17 protein-coding genes are annotated in these 18,607 nt (G+C 70.2%); 13 read left to right on the plus strand and 4 right to left on the minus strand.

From position 1 onward, the window contains the following. Together MKK75_RS34725 and MKK75_RS34730 are read left to right on the plus strand one after the other, a co-directional pair. On the plus strand, positions 1-1,008 hold a 1,008-nt coding region (locus tag MKK75_RS34725), incomplete at its 5' end, for a porin (protein WP_244047017.1). A 348-nt stretch (positions 1,009-1,356) separates the two neighbouring features. Then, positions 1,357-1,530, plus strand: a complete 174-nt coding sequence (locus tag MKK75_RS34730) for a hypothetical protein (protein WP_244047018.1) — start codon at positions 1,357-1,359, stop codon at positions 1,528-1,530. Between the two features lie 19 nt (positions 1,531-1,549). On the opposite strand, the gene MKK75_RS34735 is transcribed toward MKK75_RS34730, so the two are convergent. Both MKK75_RS34735 and murI read right to left on the minus strand, forming a co-directional pair. Beyond that, positions 1,550-2,263 (minus strand): cache domain-containing protein, encoded by a 714-nt coding sequence (locus tag MKK75_RS34735; protein WP_244047019.1) that lies wholly within the window; start codon positions 2,261-2,263, stop codon positions 1,550-1,552. Positions 2,264-2,383: 120 nt separating this feature from the next. Then, on the minus strand, positions 2,384-3,283 hold the full coding sequence (murI, locus tag MKK75_RS34740) for a glutamate racemase (RefSeq protein WP_244047020.1): 900 nt from the start codon (positions 3,281-3,283) through the stop codon (positions 2,384-2,386). 275 nt (positions 3,284-3,558) lie between these two features. Here murI and egtB point away from each other — a divergent pair, with 275 nt between their 5' ends. Genes egtB through MKK75_RS34755 form a run of 3 tightly spaced genes read left to right on the plus strand, consistent with a single transcriptional unit; the run spans position 3,559 to position 6,857 of the window. Further along, positions 3,559-4,827 (plus strand): ergothioneine biosynthesis protein EgtB, encoded by a 1,269-nt coding sequence (gene egtB / locus MKK75_RS34745; protein ID WP_244047021.1) that lies wholly within the window; start codon positions 3,559-3,561, stop codon positions 4,825-4,827. Between the two features lie 18 nt (positions 4,828-4,845). Next, positions 4,846-5,805 (plus strand): L-histidine N(alpha)-methyltransferase, encoded by a 960-nt coding sequence (gene egtD, locus MKK75_RS34750; protein WP_244047022.1) that lies wholly within the window; start codon positions 4,846-4,848, stop codon positions 5,803-5,805. Positions 5,806-5,828: 23 nt separating this feature from the next. After that, positions 5,829-6,857: an adenylate/guanylate cyclase domain-containing protein gene (locus tag MKK75_RS34755; protein ID WP_244047023.1), complete on the plus strand. Its 1,029-nt coding sequence runs from the start codon at positions 5,829-5,831 to the stop codon at positions 6,855-6,857. A gap of 373 nt (positions 6,858-7,230) precedes the next feature. Here MKK75_RS34755 and MKK75_RS34760 read toward each other — a convergent pair whose 3' ends face one another. Beyond that, positions 7,231-7,446 (minus strand): hypothetical protein, encoded by a 216-nt coding sequence (locus MKK75_RS34760; protein WP_244047024.1) that lies wholly within the window; start codon positions 7,444-7,446, stop codon positions 7,231-7,233. A gap of 414 nt (positions 7,447-7,860) precedes the next feature. Here MKK75_RS34760 and MKK75_RS34765 point away from each other — a divergent pair, with 414 nt between their 5' ends. The 3 genes from MKK75_RS34765 to MKK75_RS34775 all read left to right on the plus strand — a co-directional run bounded on the left by MKK75_RS34765 (position 7,861) and on the right by MKK75_RS34775 (position 10,735). Continuing rightward, positions 7,861-8,994 (plus strand): S1C family serine protease, encoded by a 1,134-nt coding sequence (locus MKK75_RS34765; RefSeq protein ID WP_244047025.1) that lies wholly within the window; start codon positions 7,861-7,863, stop codon positions 8,992-8,994. Positions 8,995-9,758: 764 nt separating this feature from the next. Beyond that, on the plus strand, positions 9,759-9,908 hold the full coding sequence (locus tag MKK75_RS34770; protein ID WP_244047026.1) for a hypothetical protein: 150 nt from the start codon (positions 9,759-9,761) through the stop codon (positions 9,906-9,908). A gap of 2 nt (positions 9,909-9,910) precedes the next feature. Continuing rightward, a complete protein-coding gene (locus tag MKK75_RS34775) occupies positions 9,911-10,735 on the plus strand; it encodes a J domain-containing protein (protein ID WP_244047027.1) in 825 nt (274 codons plus the stop codon). Positions 10,736-10,816: 81 nt separating this feature from the next. Here MKK75_RS34775 and MKK75_RS34780 read toward each other — a convergent pair whose 3' ends face one another. Next, on the minus strand, positions 10,817-12,310 hold the full coding sequence (locus tag MKK75_RS34780; protein ID WP_244047028.1) for a serine hydrolase: 1,494 nt from the start codon (positions 12,308-12,310) through the stop codon (positions 10,817-10,819). A 402-nt stretch (positions 12,311-12,712) separates the two neighbouring features. Here MKK75_RS34780 and phaP point away from each other — a divergent pair, with 402 nt between their 5' ends. The 5 genes from phaP to MKK75_RS34805 all read left to right on the plus strand — a co-directional run bounded on the left by phaP (position 12,713) and on the right by MKK75_RS34805 (position 18,181). After that, complete coding sequence (gene phaP, locus MKK75_RS34785; RefSeq protein WP_244047029.1) at positions 12,713-13,042, plus strand: TIGR01841 family phasin; 330 nt, start codon at positions 12,713-12,715, stop codon at positions 13,040-13,042. A gap of 232 nt (positions 13,043-13,274) precedes the next feature. Continuing rightward, complete coding sequence (gene clpS / locus MKK75_RS34790; RefSeq protein ID WP_244047030.1) at positions 13,275-13,622, plus strand: ATP-dependent Clp protease adapter ClpS; 348 nt, start codon at positions 13,275-13,277, stop codon at positions 13,620-13,622. A 38-nt stretch (positions 13,623-13,660) separates the two neighbouring features. Further along, on the plus strand, positions 13,661-16,147 hold the full coding sequence (gene clpA / locus MKK75_RS34795; protein WP_244047031.1) for an ATP-dependent Clp protease ATP-binding subunit ClpA: 2,487 nt from the start codon (positions 13,661-13,663) through the stop codon (positions 16,145-16,147). Between the two features lie 86 nt (positions 16,148-16,233). Further along, entirely contained in the window at positions 16,234-16,518 is a 285-nt protein-coding gene (locus tag MKK75_RS34800) for a hypothetical protein (RefSeq protein ID WP_244047032.1), read from the plus strand. A 364-nt stretch (positions 16,519-16,882) separates the two neighbouring features. After that, positions 16,883-18,181, plus strand: a complete 1,299-nt coding sequence (locus MKK75_RS34805) for a flavin monoamine oxidase family protein (protein ID WP_244047033.1) — start codon at positions 16,883-16,885, stop codon at positions 18,179-18,181. Positions 18,182-18,607: the final 426 nt, after the last annotated feature.

Consider the following 18,607-nt stretch of genomic DNA (forward strand, 5'->3'; position numbering starts at 1 on the left):
TTCCGCCGCAGCCCGATCTTCTCGCCGTTCAATGTGGGTGCGACCGTCAGCTCCGGCAGCGTGTCGAACTTCGGCGTGACCAACCAGCCGACCCCGGTCTTCGTCGGCTTCACCAACGGCGTCCCGACGCGCTACGGCAACGTCGACAGCATCGAACGCGAGCGTCTGCCCGACTTCGTCGGCGTCGTGCGCCTCGACCAGGCCTGGGGTTCGGCCCAGCTCTCCGCCGCGACCCACGAGCTGAACGTCGGTGATCTGTCCACCGCCGCAAGCACCGGCACCGGCAACATCGTGGCGCCTGCGCATACCAGCAACGTCCAGGGCTGGGCGGTGCAGGGCGGCCTGAAGATCAACACGCCGTTCATCGCCCCGGGCGACTCGTTCTACCTGCAGGGCGCCTACGCCGACGGTGCGCAGCTCTACACCGGGTATTCCAACTACACCGGCTCGTACACGCAGAGCACCACGACCATCCAGGGCCAGAAGTTCGCCCAGTACTTCTCCGACGCTTCCATCAACCCGTTCACCGGGCAGTTGCAGACCTCGACGAGCTTCACGGCCGTCGCCTCGTACCTGCACTACTGGACGCCGGAATGGCGCTCGGCCTTCTTCGGCTCCTACGGCGAGCAGAACTTCTCCAACGGCGCCCGCCTCGCCCAGGGCGCTGCCTACACGCTCGTGAGCAATCTGGCCGGCAGCAACCCGTTCGGCTCGAACGCCGTCGGCACGCCCGGCACCCGGTTCTTCCAGCTCAGCCAGGCGCTGCGCGACACCTACCAGTTCATCGCCGGTGCGAGCCTGATCTGGTCTCCGGTCAAGGATCTCGACATCGGCGTGGAGGGCTTCTACACGCAGAGCGGCCTGAAGAGCGGCCGGGCGGTCGACCTCGACAAGAGCCCGACTGCCTATTCGAACATCGCCGGCATCAACAACGGCACCTTTGCCGTGGCCACCGCCACACAGGACTCGGTCGCCCAGATCCGCTTCCGCGTCCAGCGCGACTTCTGATCACCATTGGCGATCGGAAGACGGCCCCGGTGCCGCCGGCACCGGAGCCGTCGAACTACCCTCGTGCAAACGAAGACTTCAAGCCCGGCCTCGCGCCGGGCTTTTTTGCGCGCGGTATCCGCCCCGGACGTGTTCGCGGCGATCGGGGCACCGACAGGGCGCCCCCCGTCCCGAGCGGTCCCATCCCTCACCCGGCTGTCAGGGCGAACAGCCTCTTTTCCACACGGAAGAGGGCCCCCGAGCCTCCTGCGGCCGCGGGGTATCGCGAACGGCAGCGGCCTCGAGATTTACGAAGCGTTCATCCTCCGGGTGTCCCATCCGAGCCTCAGAGGCCGGAACGAGGACGCGATGCCGGGCGACACGAACAACCTGCAGGGGCCGATCCTGGAACCCTGGCGCATCCTGGCGCTCGCGCTGATCGTCGCCGCCGGCATGCTGTTCGTCCACATGGTCGTGCCCGCCGACGCCTCCGCGGATCCGGTCAAGGCGGCGCCGGCCGCTCTTCACGGCCCGCAGCGGTAGCGCGGCCGCATCCCGGATCTCACTCGCCCGTCTTCCGGGGGGCGCCGGCCTTGTCGAGGGCGGTCGCCGCCGCGGTCAGCTCGCGCCGCGCCTGGGCGATCGCCGTGGCCTTCTCGGCCCCTTGCGCGTTGAGCGCTTCGAGGAAGGCGGTCCAGTCTGCCCGGGCGCTCGTCGGGATCACGCCGTCGAGCCGCTGGCGGAGCTGGGCGACCCGGCCGTCCGCCGTCGCCGCCTCGGGCGCCGCCACGTCGGCGTCGTACACGCCGACCGCGCAGGTCTGATCACCGGCCTTGGTGAAGTACGTGGTCTTGGGCTCCTCGATGGTGCTGCCGGGCTTCGGGAACAGGTAGCGGATCACCGAGATCTGTCCGGGCTTGGCGGTCTCCATCATGGTCCGGATGAAGTGGTTGCCCGTGCTGTCGTGCAGGTCGCGGACGTCGTGCCCCTTCAGGATCGGGTTCGGGTGGGCCGACATGATGCCGTCCGGCCCAACGCAGAACACGTAGGTGTCGGCGGTGCGGAAGCCCCGGGTTCCGTCGGTGAAGTCCTGAAGCGCCCGGGCCTTGTCGGCGGCGAGCGCGTGATCGACCCGCCCCAGCATCCAGGAGGCGAACCCGTTCGGGCTCGGATCGTCGCAGGCGGTCGGTGCCTCGCCGTCGCCGCAGGCCCGGGCGGGGCCGATCGGTGCCAGCCCGAGGACCAGCACGGCCGCAAGCGCTGAAGCTCTCAGCATGACGATGTCTCCCGAATGCAGATATCCCGCCGAATCGGCGCGATCAGAGACTGCATTCACCGGCGTTGCAAGCCACGGAGACAGATCTCACGAACTCGTCAGGCCGCAAGCGGGACCGGCCTATTGCAGCCGCAGCGGGATCGCCTCGACGGCGACCTCGCCGATCCCGTGGGCCGCCAGCGCCACGCGCAGGGGCTCGGTCAGGCAGGTCCCGGCGGTGAAGGCCCCGTGGGCGGCGGCGTGGGTGTCTCCTTGCGCGGCGCCGTGCCGCTCCGCCTCCCGGGGCGCGGAGCCGAGCAATTGCATGACGCGCCGGGCGATGGCGGGCGCCGGATCGATCCAGGTCACGGGCCAGGGCGCGAGGGCTTCGAGGCGGGGCAGCAGCAGCGGATAGTGGGTGCAGGCGAGGCAGACCACGTCGGTGCGCCGCCCGTCCCCCGCGGTGACGAAGCAGGGCGCGATCTCGGCCGCGAGGGCGGCATCGTCCACGGGGGCGCCCGCAAGCTCGGCCTCGGCGTAGCCGGCGAGGTTCCGGGCGCCGATCAGGGTGACGGTGCTGGCGCCGGCGTAGGTGGCGATCAGGTCTCGGGTATAGGAGCGGGCGACCGTCCCGGGAGTCGCCAGCAGGGAGACGAGCCGCGAGCGCGTGGCCGCGGCGGCCGGCTTGATCGGCGGCACCACGCCGACGAACGGAGTCGTGAAGCGCTGCCGCAGGGCGGGGAGCACCACGGTCGAGGCGGTGTTGCAGGCGATCACCACGAGGTCGGGGCGGTGGGTCGCGACCAGCCGCTCCATCACGGCGAGCACCCGGGCGACGACGGCCGCCTCGGTGAGCCGGCCGTACGGGAAGGCGGCATCGTCGCCGACATAGACGTAGCGGGCATCCGGCCGGGCGCGCCGCACGGCGTCGAGCACGGTGAGGCCGCCGAGCCCGGAATCGAACACGAGAATGGTCGGCTCGGCGGCGCTGCGCAGAGCCGCGGCAGAGATGCTGGCCCCGGCCATCAGATCGATCCGCATGTGACGTCCGGACTCCTCGCGAGGCTCCCGAGAATCGGCATCGCTGGTTAAGGCAGCCTGACTGCGGCGACAGAAAGACCCGCGATCCCCAATCCGTCGCGTTAACCGCAGCGCCCCAGCGGCGAAGACAGGGGCACCGAGAAGGGCCGCCCGCATCGGCCGGTTGGTCGCCTCCGGTGGAGGTTGTCTGACCACGGCCAAGACATATCTTCTGCGCGCCAACCCGGGACCGACGAAGCGGTACTTGGGACGGCCGGAAAAAGAGGACGATCGTCATGGCAGCGACGGCCGCACTGCGCACGGACGACACACGCAAGACCGGGGCGCCGGCCTTCCCGCCGCCGCCCGTCTCGGCGCGTCCGATCGACCGGACCGCCTGGATCGCCGCCTACCGGCAGGTTCGGGGCGAGACCGAGCGTCGGGCAGCCCCGCTCTCCGCGGAGGACCAGCAGGTCCAATCCATGGCGGATGCCAGCCCGACCAAGTGGCATCGGGCCCACGTGACGTGGTTCTTCGAGCAGTTCCTGCTGCGCGAGCACCTGCCGGGCTACGCGATTTACGATCAGCGCCTGCACTACCTGTTCAACTCGTACTACGTGGCGGCCGGGCCGCGCCAGCCGCGGATCCAGCGGGGCATGATCACCCGCCCGACCCTCGCGGAGGTCACGGCCTACCGGGCTCATATCGACCGGGCCGTCGAGGCCCTGCTGGGCCAAGCCTCCGAGCACGCCCTTGAGGCGCTGCTGCCGATCCTCGAGATCGGGCTCTACCACGAGCAGCAGCACCAGGAACTCCTGCTCACCGACATCCTGCACGCCTTCGCGCAGAACCCGCTGAACCCGGCCTACGACCCGGACTGGCGTTTCCCGAAGGCGGCCGCGCAGCCGGGTCAGACCCGTCTCGACCGGGGCATCGCCTGGATCGGGCACGAGGGGTCGGGCTTCTCCTTCGACAATGAATCGCCCCGCCACGAGACGCTGATCCAGCCCGGCCGGATCGACCGGGCGCTGGTGACCAATCGCCAATGGCTCGCCTTCATGGAGGATGGCGGCTACGCCAAGCCCGAGCTGTGGCTCTCGGACGGCTGGTATGCCGGTCCCGCCGAGGGCTGGGAGGCCCCAGGCTACTGGCGCCGGGACGGCGACGGCTGGGCCACCATGACGCTCGGCGGCGCGCGCCCGGTGGACCCCGACGCGCCGGTCACGCACATCAGCTACTACGAGGCCGACGCCTATGCCCGCTGGACCGGGCGCTTCCTGCCGACCGAGTTCGAGTGGGAAGTCGCGGCCCGGGACGGCGGCCTGCCGGACGCCTTCGGCCTCGTCTGGCAATGGACCCGCAGCGCCTACGTCGCCTATCCGGGCTACCGGCCGCTGCCGGGCGCCCTGGGCGAGTACAACGGCAAGTTCATGAACAACCAGTTCGTGCTGCGCGGCTCGTCGGTGGCGACGCCCGAGGGCCATGCCCGGCTGCCGTACCGCAACTTCTTCTATCCGCACCAGCGCTGGCAGTTCACCGGCCTGCGCCTCGCCGACGCCGCCTGACGCGCCCCGGAGCGACCCGTGACCATCAACCCGACCTTTTCCGACCCGACCCCGGTCGCCCCGGCCTTCCTGGACGACGTGCGCGAAGGCCTGTCCCGCCCGCAGAAGGCCCTCTCGCCAAAGTACTTCTACGATACCGCCGGCTCGGACCTGTTCGAGAAGATCACCCGGCTGCCGGAATACTACCCGACCCGCACCGAGATCGGGATCCTGGACGGTCGCGGGCCGGAGATCGCCGCGCTGCTGCCCGCGGGCGCCGCCCTGGTCGAGTTCGGCAGCGGCTCGACGGTGAAGCTGCGCCGCCTGCTGCGGCACCTCGACAAGCTCGCGGCCTACGTGCCGGTGGACGTCTCCGGCGAGTTTCTCTGCGCGCAGGCCGAGACCTTGAGCGTTGACTTTCCGCATCTCCGCGTCGAGCCGGTGGTGGCCGACTTCACCCGGGATTTCGACCTGCCCGAGAGCCTCGCGGGCCTGCCCCGGGCGGGCTTCTTCCCGGGCTCGACCATCGGCAATTTCGAGCCCGAGGAGGCCGAGGCGCTGCTGGCGCGGTTCGGGCGGATCCTGGGGTCGGGGGCTCACATGATCGTGGGCGTCGACCTCGTGAAGGACGCCGCCACCCTGGAGACCGCCTACGACGATGCCGCGGGCGTCACCGCGGCGTTCAACCTCAACCTGCTGACCCGGATCAACCGCGAGCTTGCGGGCCGCTTCGACCTCGACGCCTTCAGCCACCGGGCGGTGTTCAACCCGCAAGCCTCGCGGATCGAGATGCACCTCGTCGCCCGGGACGCGCAGGACGTGGCGGTGGGCTCGGACACCTTCGCGTTCGCGGCCGGCGAGACGATCCACACGGAGAGCAGCTACAAGTATACGCCCGAGACCTTCCGGGCGCTGGCCGAGCGCGCCGGCTGGCGCTGGATCCAGGTCTGGACGGATGCGGAGGGCCTGTTCTCGGTCCACGCCCTGCGGCTGGATTGAGGATCACGGCGGCGGCCGGGCCGATGGGGTTCCGGCCACCCTGGTTCGTCCTCGTCGCCCCCGCGCTCGGCGCGCTCGCGGGCCTGCTCTACGGGTCGCTCTTCGATGTCGGTCCACTGACCGGCGCGGCGATCCGCGGCGCGATCATCGGCACGCCGATCATGCTGTACGAGCGCCGGCTGCTGGTGCCGGCCCTGCGGGAACGGATCCGGGGGCTGGCCTCGCCGCTGTTCCTGCTCGCCACCGTGGCACTCTACATCGCGCTGATCGTGGCCGGGAACGCGCTGGCGAGCACCGTGCTCAACCGTCTGTTCCGCTTCATGTACAGCGAACGGAACGCGATGCTGATGACCGATACCGGCCTCGTCTACGCGCTCGCCATCTCGGCGGTGATGGCCTTCGTGTTCCGCGTCCGCGACCTGATCGGGCCGGGGGTGTTCGCCAATCTCCTGATCGGGCGCTATCACCGGCCGATCCGCGAGGAGCGGATCTTCCTGTTCCTCGACGTGACCGGCTCGACGCGCTTCGCCGACCGGCGCGGCGACGAGGCGGCGCAGGCCTATCTCGGCCAGATCTTCAACGCCCTGGCGCTGCCGGTTTCGCGGGCCCGGGGCTCGATCGACGATTACATCGGCGACCTGGCGCTGGTGACCTGGACGATGGAGCGTGGCACGCGCAATGCCGCCTGCCTGCGGTGCGTCTTCGATTTCGAAGCCCGCCTCGCCGCCGATGCCGAGGCGTGGCGAAACCGCTTCGGCCAGGTGCCGGAATTCCGGGCGGCGCTGCATTGCGGCCCGGTGGTCACCGCCGAGATCGGGCTGGAGCGGCACAAGATCGCGTATTTCGGCGACGCGGTGAACACGACCGCGCGGCTGGAGGCCCTGTCCAAGACGCTGGGCGTCCACGTGCTGGCCTCGGCCGATCTGCTCGACCGGATCGGACCGCTGCCTGGCAATCTCGTGGCGGAGGATCTCGGTACCCATGCCCTGCGCGGGCGGGAGGCGCCGCTCGCCGTCGCGGCAATCCGTCGCCGCGGGGTGGGAACGGTTTGAGCCGGATTCTCCAGGGTCTTGGACAGAGATCCGGCAACGCCGCGTTCGGCTGGTTCCGCCCCGTCCCTTTCCCGGGGCGCATGCAGCGACGGCGGAATGCGAGCCGGGATCCAGCACCCGACGTCGCGAAAGCGTCAGCGTGAAACAGCCTGAGCCGCTGGCGCGGCGCTTTTCGTGCCGGATCCCGGATCGGGTTCCGCTGACGCGCCACCTGTCCGGGAAAGGGGCGCGTCATGAGCCTGGGGGGGGCGCCGATCCTGGGTCACGCGTTCGGCGAGACCCCTTGACGAGGCTGGGGGTCGGAACTTCACGAGGCCGGGGCGGGGCCTGTACCCCTATCCCCGGTATCCCCGCGCTCGGCGATCGGACGCCGTCAGTTCAGGTAGGTGCGGATCCAGTTCGGGGAGAGGATCTCGCCCTCCTCGGTGATGATCCAGGGCTGCTTGGCGGGGTCGCTGAGCGCGCCGGCGGCGGCCTTGATCGCCTCGCGCAGGGTATTGAACCGCTCGGGCTGCGCCAGCGGGGCGCTGGCCGGGGCCGTGCGCCAGATCGTCAGATCGGCGGGCCGTTCCAGAGCTTCGGTTTCCATGAGTCCTCGTCCTTCCGAACCGTGTGCGACCGTTCAGATCCCCGTCGCCGGCACAAGCCGGAGGACGGCGGGGTTTGAAGGTCTGAGCGTCAAAGCAAGCATCTCTGCGGCGGCTTTGCGATCAATTCGGGCGGTTTCCGAAACCAGCATCCCCCGCGAAGGCACGATGGACGCAGCGGTCACGTTTTCCCAATCCGTATTGAGCGCGTACGGTCTGCCGAGAACTTGCGAGAATTGTGGCTCTCGAATGATGACCATTCCGTTAGCCAGTTCGTTCCACCCACCTGCGTGCGCCAGAACACGTCCAGGGCCCGCTGGCGGCGGCACGCCTCTGTGTTGACGCTTCGATCCTGAACGCGCACTTAAGACCCGCGCCCGCCGGGGCTGACCTCCGGCTTCCTCTCGGAGACATCCGTGCCGGATCGTACCGTGCGCTTCGTGCTCGCCGCGGTCCTCGTCCTGCTGGCGCTCTACGTGGCCCAGCCCTACCTGCAGCCACTGCTCTATTCCGCGGACACGCCCCGGGCCGTGACCGCCCGCGGCGATCTCGCGCAGTCCGAGCAGGCCACGATCCGGCTGTTCGAGCAGGCGAGCCCGTCGGTGGTCCACGTCTTCGCGCAGGGCGCGGCTCAGAACCGCGACCTCCTCGACCTCGACGACGAGGGCGGCGAGCAGGGCGGCGGCACGCAGACCGGCACCGGCTTCGTCTGGGACGGGGCCGGCCACATCGTCACCAACACCCACGTGGTGCAGAACGCCGCGCAGGGCGGCGGCTCCGTCTCGGTTCGCTTGAGCGACGGCACGGTGGTATCGGCGAGCCTCGTCGGACTGGCGCCGTCCTACGACCTCGCGGTCCTGCGGCTCGGCCGCGTGACGCATATGCCGCCGCCGCTGGCGATCGGCACCTCGGCGGACCTCAAGGTCGGGCAATCGACCTTCGCGATCGGCAACCCATTCGGCCTCGACCACACCCTGACCACCGGCGTCGTCAGCGCGGTCCGCAGGCGGATGCCGACCAGCGAGGGGCGGGAGGTTTCGGGCGTCATCCAGACCGACGCGGCGATCAACCCCGGCAATTCCGGCGGCCCGCTGCTCGATTCCGCGGGCCGGTTGATCGGCGTCAACACCGCGATCGTGTCGCCCTCGGGGGCGAGCGCCGGCATCGGCTTCGCGATCCCGGTGGATGTGGTCAACCGGATTGTGCCGCAGTTGATCAAGGCCGGCCGGGTGCGCAATCCAGGCATCGGCATCATCGCAGCCCAGGAGGCCGCCACCGCGCGGCTCGGCATCGATGGGGTGGTGATCGTGCGGGTCCTGCCCGGCTCGCCCGCCGCTTCGGCCGGTCTGCGCGGCGTCGACCCGCAGACCGGGGATCTCGGAGACGTGATCGTCGAGGCGAACGGCAATTCGGTCCATCGCCTCGCCGATCTCACCGCGGCGATCGAGGAGGCGGGTCTCGGCGCGGCGGTGACCCTCAGGGTCGAGCGCGACGGCCGGGTCCGGCAGGTCCGGATCACCACGACCGACGTGGCGGAGAATCGCCAGTGAGCAGACCAGAGCGCTCTCCGCCCGAGCGGATACCGGTTCGGCGCGACGAATCGCGTCGGAACAGAGACTGGGAGCCGTTCCCGACGGTGATGCGCACGGCTCACGATACAAGACCGGAAGGCCTCGGAGCGGCTATCCAATCCACCCCCCTCATCCTAAGGTGCCGGAGCGGAGCGGAGGCCTCGAAGGAGCCCTCCAGAGGTCGCGCGTTCCCTGGCGCCCGCCTTCGAGGCCCGCTGACGTGGTCACCTCAGGATGTGGGGAGTTGGGTGAGTTCGCCCGAAGACCCTGCCGGGGCGTGCTGGCGTGTACCGGAGGCGATGCACAGGGTGCACGACACGGGGACGCCGCGTTTCCCGAACGAGGCGCGTCTCTCCCTCCCCCCTTTGCGGGGGAGGGTGGCCCATGCGTCAGCAGGGGTCGGGAGAGGGGAGCCCGGCTTCAGGACAGGGCTCGACCTTCATGAAGGCTTGCGCTTCCTTCTGCGCCGGCGCTCCCCTCTCCCGACCCCCTTCGGGGGCCACCCTCCCCCGCAGAGGGGGGAGGGAGACGCGCGGTTCTCGCTCTCTTCTCCGAGAGAGACGTATGACCTTCGTAGCCCGCACGGGAGAGGGCGTCCGTCGCGCTCTGCCGCAAGCGTTCGTATCCTGCGGGCAACGCGTTCGGGCACGGCTCTCGGCCGCCTCGCCCTCGTCCTGGCGCTGACCAATGGCGCCGCCCCTGCCGCCGAGCAGCCGTCGCGCGCGCGCCTCTGCCCGGAGAATTTGCCCGAGGGTGTGCGGCTGCCGCCGCAGCCCGGCTGCACGGACGCCCGCCCCGCACCGGCGCGCCGGGACGGGACCTACGACCTCGGCAACGGCACGACGGTCCGGATCGGCGGCCGGACGTCGGCCGAGACCAGCGTGCGGCGCTGAGCATGGCGCTGTTCGCCGGCCTGCTCGCATGCCTGACGCTCTGGTGGCTGTCCAAGAACGGCAACGGCCTGGGCCGCCGCCTGAAGCGGGCCCTCGGCCAGGGTGTCGGCGCCGCGACCGGCGGATCCCAGACGCGCGCGCTCGGCGCGGTGTCGCTGCTGGCCGGCGGCTTCCTGTTGCTGCACGGCAACCTCGTCCTGGCGGCCCTGCTCGGCCTGAGCGGCGTCTGGATGATCGAGGGGCAGGACTCGATGACGGCCCGGCTGCGCCGCATGATCCGCCCGGGGAAAGCCGACGAGCCCCGGAACCCCCGGGATCCCCGAAATCCCCCGTCGGCCGAGACGCCCGCGCGCGCGCCGGAGTCCTACGGGTCCCAGGACCGCCGCTTCCGCACGACGCTGATCGAGGCCCATCTGCGGCCGGACGGCAGCCTGCGCACCGGCCGCGTGACCGTGGGCCCCCTGGCCGGAGCGTGGATCGACACCATGCCGACCGAGACGGTGGTCGGTCTGCTGCGGCTCTGCCGCGCGCGCGATCCGATGGGCGTGGCCCTGCTAGAGCCGTATCTCGACCGCCGGGCGCCCGGATGGCGTGTAGACGCTGAGCGTGATCGCAACCCGGGGGCGCGCCGCCCGCCGAACCCAGGGGCGATGACGCAGGAGGAGGCGTACGAGATCCTGGGGCTTCAGCGCGGGGCGACCGCTGAGCAGATCCGGACGGCCCACCGGTCGCTGATGAAGCGCGCCCACCCCGACCAGGGGGGCAGCGCCGAGGGAGCGGCGCGCGTCAACGCCGCCCGGGACAGGCTTCTGAACCGACATCGCTGATACTCCACGCGCGTTGTCAGAGGATGAGGGTCTCGGCCGCGGCGGGAACAGCGCCGCGGCGCGAAGGGCTAGGTCGTCGGCTCAGCTCCGGGTGGCGAAGCAGCTGTAGCCGCTGCGCTTCAGGGCCGTGCAGGCCTCCTGGGCGGAATCCTGCTCGGCGAAGCCCGAGAAGCGGGCGCGGAACAGTGTCGTGCCGCCGTGCTCGACCTTGACGGTGTAAGGCGCGGCCTTGGACAGGCTGCTGCCGACCTTGGCGCGGGCCTCCGAGAGCATCGAGCGGGCCTTGGTCTCGTCGTCCATGGCGCCGAGCTGGATCACCCAGGCGGTCGGTACGACCCGGGCGCCGGAGACCGCCTTCGGCGGCTCGTCCCGCTCCAACGAGGCGACGCGCGCCGTCGACTTGCTCGCGCCGGGGAAGGGCGCCTGGGCGCTGCTGGTCGCGCCGGCATAGGCCTGGGCGGATTTCGGGATCCCCTGGGGACCGGTCTTCCAGGTCTCGAGCGGGACCTTGCCGCCGGGCGTCGTCGTGGTGCCTTTGGGCGAGAGGTCGAGGGGCTCGCCGGTGGTGCCGGTGGTCTCGACATCCTCGTCGTCCGCGTCGGCGACCTGCGTGCGGGTCCGCGACACCGCGTCGGCCACCACCGCCGGGCGGGCGCGCTCGGCGACCTCGGTGACGGGCGGCGCGGTCCGCACGCCGGCGTAGGCCCGGGGCAGGCTGCTGCGCACGAGATCGACCATGATCCGGTCGCGGCTCGCGCCCGACTTGCCCCCGAGGACGATCGCCACGATCTGGCGCCCCTCGGACTTCGCGGCGGTCATCAGGTTGAAGCCGGAATCCCGGGTATAGCCGGTCTTGATCCCGTCCACGCCCTCGACGTTGCCGAGCAGGTGGTTGTGGTTGCCGATCACCCGGCCGCGAAACGCGAAGGACCGGGTCTGGAAGTAGCGGTAATAATGGGGGAAGCGGTCCTGGATCGCCCGGGCCAGAACGGTCAGGTCGCGGGCCGTGGTGAGCTGGTCGGGATCGGGCAGGCCCGAGGCGTTGGCGTAGTGCGTCCGGCTCATGCCGAGCGCATGGGCCTTGGCGGTCATCATCTGGGCGAAGCGCTCCTCGGAGCCCGCGATGTTCTCGCCGATGGCGCAGGCCACGTCGTTGGCGGACTTCGTCACGATCGCCTTGATGGCGTCCTCGACCGCGATGGTCTGGCCGGGGCGCAGGCCGAGCTTCGAGGGCGCCTGGGCTGCCGCGTGGGCCGAGATGGTCAGCTCGGAATCGAGGGCGAACTTGCCGCGCTCCATCTGCTCGAACAGCAGGTAGAGGGTCATCACCTTGGTGATCGAGGCCGGATGGCGGAGCGCATCCTCGTTGACCGCGTGCAGGGTCTTGCCGCTCTTCACGTCGACCACCATGGCGGCGTAGGGCGGGTTGTAGCCGCCGCCGGCCGCATGGGCATGGTGATGGTGCCGCCCGCGCCGGGCATCGGCCGGGGAGGCGAGGGTCGTGAGAACCGCGGCGGCCAGGATCGCGGCCGGCAGGGCGGGAATCGTCCGGGAGCGGCCTACTACGCTACGCATCACGCCTGATTGCCTCGCGAGACCGGCACGCGCCGGTCGTGTTCCTTGAGCCGAGCGGCGCCGGTCGCGTGGCCCCGCTGCATCATCGGAGAGTTAGGCAAGTGCAGTTACAGGCCCGTTAATGCGATCGCCGCGCGTATCGGGTTTTGGCGTTTCTGCCGGGGGTTGAAGAGGGCCGCCTGTTCCCCCCCGGCGGGCTTGCGGATACATCCATCGCCATCCGCGCCGACGATGGCCGCAAAGCCCCTCTCCCCGCGGGCGGGGAGAGGGGGGGACGTCGCGGCCCGACCACGCTCCCGTTGAACCGCCGCTTGACGCTGCCGGATGCGGCGCACACAGTCGGTGCCGGATCCGATAAAGCCGCCCGACCCCGACCGGCCGGCGGCGGCCGGGAGTTCGGCCATGCAGACACGCGACGCCCACCCGTTCCCTCGAAACCCGATTGGCTTCGGCGCGCCGTGGCGGCGGCTCGGGATCACCGGCCGGGCCGCCCAGACCCTCGGGATCGAGTGGTCCGATTCCATCAAGCGGGGCCTCGACGACCTCGCCGCCACGGCCGGAACGCTCGCCGCGGCCCGCAACCCGGCCGAGATCCTGGCCGTCCAGGCCGCCTATCTCCAGCGGGCCGGAGCCCGCCTGTCGGCGCGTTCGGCGGTGACCACCGACCTGATCACGGCGCTCGCCGCCGATCTGCTGCGGTTGCCGGCCCCCGGTCCGCCCCGAACGCATTAGCGGGGCGGCGGCCGTGCGCCAGACGCAAGCTCAGCGGGACGGACAAGTGCGCGCAGGCGTCTGGCGAAGTCGGCTCACCGTCTGTAGATTAACCACAGCGGAGCCGCGCGTTGCTCCGGGCAGGGCCAGGACAGGTTCGCCCGCCAGGATGGGCGACGCCCGCTCCAATCGAGGGATCGGTTCGACGCACATGAGACAGGTCCCCCAACAGGGCACCGCACGTTCGATGAGGATGAAGCGGCCGGTCACGGCCTCCGGCTCGCGCGCGCCAGGCGGCGACGACCGGTCCAACACGGCGATCATCACCCGCACCAAGCCCCGGACGAAGCGGCCGAGCCTCTACCGGGTGCTGCTCCTGAACGACGACTACACGCCGATGGAGTTCGTCGTGCTGGTGGTCGAGCGGTTCTTCAACAAGAGCCACGAGGACGCCTACCAGATCATGATGCACGTGCATCAGAACGGGGTCGGCGAGTGCGGGGTCTTCACCTACGAGGTGGCGGAGACCAAGGTGACGCAGGTCATGGACTTCGCGCGCAAACACCAACATCCTCTCCAGTGCGTTATGGAAAAAAAGTAGGCGCCGCTCGCGGTAGGCACGAAGGACAGAGGCCAGCTTTGCCAAGCTTCTCACGCAGCCTAGAACAAGCTCTCCACCGCGCCCTGGCGCTGGCGGGAGAGCGCCGGCACGAATACGCGACGCTGGAGCACCTCCTGCTCGCCCTCGTGGACGATCAGGATGCCGCCGCGGTCATGCGCGCCTGCAACGTCGAGGTCGACACGCTCAAGCGCAGCCTGATCGACTACGTCGACACCGAGCTCTCCAACCTCACCGGTGACGGGCGGCAGGACGCCAAGCCCACGGCCGGGTTCCAGCGGGTGATCCAGCGGGCGGTGATCCACGTCCAGTCCTCGGGCCGCGAGGAGGTGACCGGGGCGAACGTGCTGGTAGCGATCTTCGCCGAGCGCGAGAGCCACGCCGCCTACTTCCTGCAGGAGCAGGACATGACCCGCTACGACGCGGTCAACTACATCAGCCACGGCATCGCCAAGCGCCCCGGCGCGTCCGAGTCGAAGCCCGTGCGCGGCGCCGAGGAGGAAAGCGCCGCCGAGCGGCCGAGCGAGGACGGCGATCCCCGCGGCGCCAAGAAAAAGGGCGACGCGCTGGACGCCTATTGCGTCAACCTCAACAAGAAGGCCCGGGACGGCAAGATCGACCCCCTGATCGGCCGCGAGACCGAGGTCCAGCGCACCATCCAGGTGCTCTGCCGCCGGCAGAAGAACAACCCGCTGCTGGTGGGCGACCCGGGTGTCGGCAAGACCGCGATCGCCGAGGGGCTGGCGCGCAAGATCATCCAGCACGAGGTGCCGGAGGTGCTCGCCGACGCGACCGTCTTCTCCCTCGATATGGGCACGCTGCTCGCCGGCACCCGCTACCGGGGCGACTTCGAGGAGCGCCTCAAGCAGGTGATGAAGGAGATCGAGGCGCACCCGAACGCCATCATGTTCATCGACGAGATCCACACGGTCATCGGTGCCGGCGCGACCTCGGGCGGGGCCATGGACGCGTCGAACCTGCTGAAGCCTGCCCTGGCCTCCGGCACCCTGCGCTGCATCGGCTCGACCACCTACAAAGAGTACCGTCAGTACTTCGAGAAGGACCGGGCCCTGGTGCGCCGGTTCCAGAAGATCGACGTCAACGAGCCGTCGATCCCCGACACGATCGAGATCGTGAAAGGCCTGCGCCCGTATTTCGAGGAGTTCCACAAGCTCAAATACACGACCGAGGCCGTGAAGGCCGCGGTGGAGCTGTCGGCCCGCTACATCAACGACCGCAAGCTGCCCGACAAGGCGATCGACGTGATCGACGAGACCGGCGCCTCGCAGATGCTGGTACCGGAGGCCCGGCGCAAGCGCACCATCGGCATCAAGGAGATCGAGGCGACCATCGCCACGATGGCCCGGATCCCGCCGAAGACCGTCTCCAAGGACGACGCGGTGGTGCTCCAGCACCTGACCGAGAACCTGAAGCGCGTGGTCTACGGCCAGCCGAACGCGATCGAGGCCCTGACCTCGGCGATCAAGCTGGCCCGGGCCGGCCTGCGCGACCCGGACAAGCCGATCGGCTCGTACCTGTTCGCGGGTCCGACCGGCGTCGGCAAGACCGAGGCCGCCAAGCAGCTCGCCGCCTCGCTCGGCGTCGAGATGTTGCGCTTCGACATGTCGGAATACATGGAGCGCCACACGGTGAGCCGCCTGATCGGCGCGCCCCCCGGCTACGTGGGCTTCGACCAGGGCGGCCTGCTGACCGACGGGATCGACCAGCACCCGCACTGCGTGCTCCTGCTCGACGAGATCGAGAAGGCGCATCCGGACCTGTTCAACATCCTGCTGCAGGTGATGGACCACGGGAAGCTGACCGACCACAACGGCAAGCAGGTCGATTTCCGCAACGTCATCATCATCATGACCACGAACGCGGGCGCCTCGGACCTGGCGAAGTCGGCCTACGGCTTCACCCAGTCGAAGCGCACGGGCGACGACGTCGAGGCGATCAACAAGCTGTTCGCACCGGAATTCCGCAACCGTCTCGATGCGATCATTTCGTTCGGCCACCTGCCGAAGGAGGTTGTGGCGAAGGTGGTGGACAAGTTCGTCCTCCAGCTCGAGGCGCAGCTCGCCGACCGCAACGTCACGATCGAGCTCTCGGACGAGGCCCGCGCGTGGCTGGTGGAGCACGGCTACGACGACGCGATGGGCGCCCGACCCATGGCCCGGCTGATCCAGTCGACCATCAAGACGCCGCTGGCCGACGAGGTTCTGTTCGGCAAGCTGAAGGATGGTGGCGCGGTCCGGGTCGTGGTGCGCAAGCCCGAGGACGCGGAGGCGAAGGCGGGCGCCAAGGACAGCCTGGGCTTCGACTTTCCGGCTGGTCCCGTCACGCCCAAGCCCGAAGCCGACGTGACCAACGCCGCCAAGCGCCACAAGCGGGCCAAGCCCCGCACGGCGGCGCGGAAGAAGACGCCCAAGGATGACAAGGGCGGCGGCGGCGGTTCGGGCGGCGGCGTCCGGACCGTGCCGAAGGTGCCACTCGTGCGCGCCTAATGGTGTGCACGCCGTCCGGCGCCCTTCCGGACTAGGGGCCGCCGGTCTATGAGCGACGCGACAGCGCCGCGGCGAGGAGGCGCCCGATGACCGATAACCTGCACGAGGGACCGCTATCCCCCGTCACGCAGCAGGCGCCCCCGAGGAAGCCGACTTGGCGGGAGGAGCGCCGCCTGCGCCGACGCCGTCGGAAGCGTGGCGAGGAGATTCTCGCCTGGGTACTGGTGCCGGTGATCTGCCTCGGCATCTATTGGGGGATCAGCGCCAGCTTCGACTTCTTCGGCACCTCGCCGGGTCAGGTCTGGGACCAGCTGATGCAGGTCAAGGCGATGATGGAGAAACGCTCGGGGAACCCCGGCGCGCGGGGCTAGCGCGATCCACCGAAACGAGGCAGTCCAGGCAAACGCTCATATCGAACCGAGGGGCGAGGACCGTTCCCGCTCCTGTTGCGAGCGGGTGAGCGCGGTCGTCCAACCCAAAACCTCATCCTGAGGTGACCGCGAAGCGGGCCTCGAAGGAGGGCTCCGGGAACCCCTGCGATCCCTGGAGGGCTCCTTCGAGGCCTCCGCTGCGCTTCGGCACCTCAGGATGAGGGCACTGGGTTGGACGACCGTTCTCCGTGTCCGTCCGATCGCGTATCGTATCCTGTGACGTCGCGATCAGAACGGCTTCACGTCCTTGCCGGGACATGCGGCGTCCCGATCGGCGGCTCCGGACCCTGACCGAGGAGCCGCCATGCAGCCGACCCGACGCTCGATCCTCGCCGCCCCGCTGCTGGCAGCCCCGGCGCTCCGCGCAGGCGCCCGTGGCGGCACCGTCGTGGTCGTCGGCGCCGGATCCGCGGGTCTGGCGGCGGTGGCGCGCCTGAGGGATGTCGGCCAGAGCGTCACGCTGCTGGAGGCGCGGGACCGGATTGGCGGCCGCGCCTTCACCGACAGGACCTTGGGCCCGGACTGCCCGTTCGATGCCGGCGCCGAATACATCCATTGGGCCGAGCGCAATCCCTGGGCACCGATCGCTCGGGCGGCTGGCGCCAAATTCAACCGCGAGGATGGTTGGGCGCGCACCCTCACGATCGACGGCCGCCCCGCCACGGACGCGGAGCGGGCGGCCCGCCGGGCGGGCTTCTCCGGCCTCGACGCGCTGTTGGAACCGAAGGGCGGCGACCCGTCGCTCGCCGAAGCAGCCCGGGCGGGCGGACCCGAGGCCGAGCAGGCCACCGCGGGGCTGAGTCGGCTGTCGCTCGGCGAGGATCCCGAGCGTGTGTCGGCGGTCGATTACGACCGGCTCTGGTCCGGCACCGACCTGTGGGTCGACGGCTACGGCGACCTCGTGGCGCGCCACTTCGCCGACCTGCCGGTGATGCTCGGCTGCCCGGTGCGGGCGATCGACTGGTCCGGGCCGGAGGTCCGGGTCGAGACCGCGCGGGGTACGCTGACGGCGGCGGCCGTGATCGTCACGGTGCCGGTGGGCGTGCTGCACAGCGGCACCCTCCGGTTCGCCCCCGACCTCCCCGATGCGCACCGCACGGCCCTCGATGGGCTGCACATGGGCGCCTACACCAAGATCGGCCTGCGCCTCGACCCGGGAAAGATCGACCCGGCGGCGTTCGGCGACGCGGTCTCGATCGCCGGCGGCGGCCCGACGCTGTACTTCGAGATGGGCCCGTTCGGGCGTCCCCTGGCGGTGGCCAATCTCGGGGGCGACGGCGCCCGCGATCTATGCCAAGCCGGCGAGGCGGAAGCTGTCGCCTTGGTGACCGAGCGCCTGGGCGCGATCCTCGGCAGCAAGGCCCGGGGTGCGGTCTTGGCGGGGCGGTTGATCGCCTGGTGGACGGATCCGCATGCCCAGGGGTCCTATTCCATCGTGGCCCCGGGCCACGCGGAGGCGCGCGACCGCCTGCGCGCGCCGGTGGGCAACCGGGTGTTCTTCGCCGGCGAGGCGCTGGCCGGCGGCGGCGCCATGACGGTCGGCGGAGCGACCCTCGACGGCGAACGCGCCGCCCGGGATGTGCTGACGGTGCTGGGGGCCTGAAGGGCAGGCGCTCCCCAGTCTGCCTCAGTTTGCGGGGCGCACTACGCCCGCAACGCTTCCGGATGCGGGCAATGGCCGCACACAAGCGAGTCTCCCCCTCTCTGCCCACGGGCCACACAGGTTTGAGGTCTGGTCAAGCTCAGTCGCCAATCTGAAGGAGCGCGGGTCCCCTCTCCTGTGCGGGCTACTCTTACTGCGTCACGAAAGCCTCGATCCCTGCGCTTTCAAGGTGCTGTGCGGAGATCCGACGCTGTTGCCGCGCGCCGCTTCGGCACCGGCCCGCGTGTCTCGAACGCGGCCCTTTCCCGGGCGCATGCAGCGAAAGCGGAATGCGACCCGGGATCCAGCGCACAGCCTCGCGAAGCATCCGTCTGAAACAAGCTGTGCCGCTGACGCGGCGCTTCGTGTGCTGGGTCCCAGATCAGG

This window comes from Methylobacterium sp. J-030 (assembly GCF_022829545.1).
In the GTDB taxonomy this organism is placed as follows: domain Bacteria; phylum Pseudomonadota; class Alphaproteobacteria; order Rhizobiales; family Beijerinckiaceae; genus Methylobacterium.